The 1,919-nt window shown below is 66.5% G+C and carries 3 protein-coding genes; 2 read left to right on the top strand and 1 reads right to left on the bottom strand.

The genetic code is table 11. From position 1 onward, the window contains the following. Positions 1-6 precede the first annotated feature (6 nt). Together ACO48X_RS01400 and ACO48X_RS01395 are read left to right on the top strand one after the other, a co-directional pair. On the top strand, positions 7-141 hold the full coding sequence (locus ACO48X_RS01400; protein WP_484999887.1) for a DUF3516 domain-containing protein: 135 nt from the start codon (positions 7-9) through the stop codon (positions 139-141). Between the two features lie 230 nt (positions 142-371). Beyond that, the gene (locus tag ACO48X_RS01395; RefSeq protein WP_484999830.1) at positions 372-1,271 is read left to right on the top strand and encodes a YggS family pyridoxal phosphate-dependent enzyme; all 900 of its coding nucleotides are present in this window, start codon (positions 372-374) and stop codon (positions 1,269-1,271) included. A gap of 126 nt (positions 1,272-1,397) precedes the next feature. Here ACO48X_RS01395 and ACO48X_RS01390 read toward each other — a convergent pair. Next, on the bottom strand, positions 1,398-1,919 hold a 522-nt coding region (locus ACO48X_RS01390; protein ID WP_484999828.1), incomplete at its 5' end, for a lipoate--protein ligase family protein.

Genomic DNA, 1,919 nt, shown 5'->3' with positions numbered 1-1,919 from the left:
GGCCGTCTGTGGATCGTCACACAGGTTTTCGACGACGGCGAAGGCGACGGCGGCTGGGGCTTCCGCGCATTCGTCGACCTCGACGAATGCGACGAGCTGGGTGCGGCGAAGCTTCGGGTCGTCCACGTCGGCGAGCTGTGATCCCGGCCGGGTCAAAGTGCGCTGTCAGGTCCGGACGCGCCCGTGGGCCTCGGTGCGCCGCCGGGCTCTCCGCAGACAAGGGCTGCAGGCTCCGTAGTCGTCTGGATTTCTGCACAATCCGGCTTTCGCCCGCGGACGAGGGCTAGAGGCTCCGGCCCGTTCGAGGCTTTGCGCACCTGCCGTGCACGGACGCGCCCGCTAGAATTCAAGGGTCGAAAGGGTTGACATAGATGAACGAAAACGGCGGCAAAGGCACCGGCAGCGTCGAGACGAGCCGAGTCGATGCAAACGGCGGCCGAACAGGCGGCGTCGAGACGAACGGCGTCAACTGGTCCGGTCAGGAGACCAGCTTCGAGGGCGTCTCTCGGCCGGATGCAAGCGAGATCGCGGGGCGCTGGGAGAGACTGCGCGACAAAGTGGCCTCGGCCGCGTCGCGCGCGGGGCGCGACGAGAACGCCGTCTCGATTCTGCTGGCCGCCAAGTTCCAAGAGCCCGAACGGGTCCTCGCAGCCTTGCGCGCCGGAGGCGGCCTGATAGGCCACAACTACATCCAGCAGCTGGAGGAGGGCGAAAGGGCTCTGAGCGAGCTGGGCGCGCCTTTCCACCGCGTCCACGTCATCGGCCACGTGCAGGCGAACAAGGCCGGCAAGGCAATCCGGGCAGCCGACTGCATCGAAACCCTCGATTCGCTCAAGCTCGCTGCGCGCCTCGACCGGCTGCAAGGCGAACGCATCTCAGCGGGCGAGCTCGGAAAGGACGGCAGCCCCCTCGGCCCCTTCGACGTCATGATCCAGGTCAACTCGGCGGGCTCCGAATCTCAGCACGGCGTGGATCCGAGCGGCGTCGTCGACCTCGCCGGCGCCGTTGCCGAGCTGCCGAACCTGCGCCTCGTCGGGCTCATGCTCATCGGCGCGAACACCGACGACGTCGCCGCGGTGGCCGCCTCCCATGCGCGCGTGCGGGAGCTGCGGGATGCCGTTCAGGCCGCCGGCGTCGTCAGCTGCACCGAATTGTCGATGGGCATGACGGGCGACATGGAAATTGCCATTGCCGAAGGATCGACGGAGGTTCGAGTCGGCACGGCTGTGTTCGGGCCGCGTCCCGTGATGAAGCAAACCAGCTCGCGATGAAGCAAGACAAACATCATGACGCAATCCCGCTCGCAATGAGGCAAGACAAACATCATGAAGCCAGATTGCTCGACATGAAGCAAGCCTGCTCGCCATGAAGCATTGCCAGCTGCCGGTCTAAGGGCACTACGGAATGCGCGCCAGCCAGGCCGGGTCGGCGAATTTGGCGTCGGCGAGGCTCTTGGCGGCGATCAGCTCGTCGGGGCGGTACTTTGCTTTTCTCACCGTGCGCCCGCGCGCCAGCGATCGGCGAAGCGCCTCGATGACGTCCTCGCGCGCCGTGCCGACGTAGGAGCGGATTCCCACCACCTTCTTCTGGGCGCTCTTCGTGCCGCGCGCGCCGGTGTCCGGCCGGAAGAGCCGGGTGACGGCCAGCAGCTGCTCGGTTTCGATTTCCCAGCTCATGACCGCGTGGTGAATCGTCGCGCCCCCGGCGAGCCTGCGTTGGGCTGCGCCGCCGATCTTCCCGTCGAGGGTGGCGATGTCGTTGACCGGCATGTAGAAGGCCGGCACTCCCATTTCTTTCAGGGCACGCAGAACCCACGAATCGCACAGCGCATAGGATTCGCGCAGGCTCAGGCCTGAAAGGGCCGCGCTTGGCACGATCACCGAATAGGCGACCGCCCGGGCGGGGTCCATGTACATCGT

The organism is Peptidiphaga sp., assembly GCF_057238965.1.
This window is presented reverse-complemented; position numbering and strand designations above follow the sequence as displayed.

Bases quoted from the DNA above. Each gene is read 5' to 3' on its own strand.
- ACO48X_RS01395 (WP_484999830.1), top strand. From the start codon at position 372: ATGAACGAAAACGGCGGCAAAGGCACCGGCAGCGTCGAGACGAGCCGA.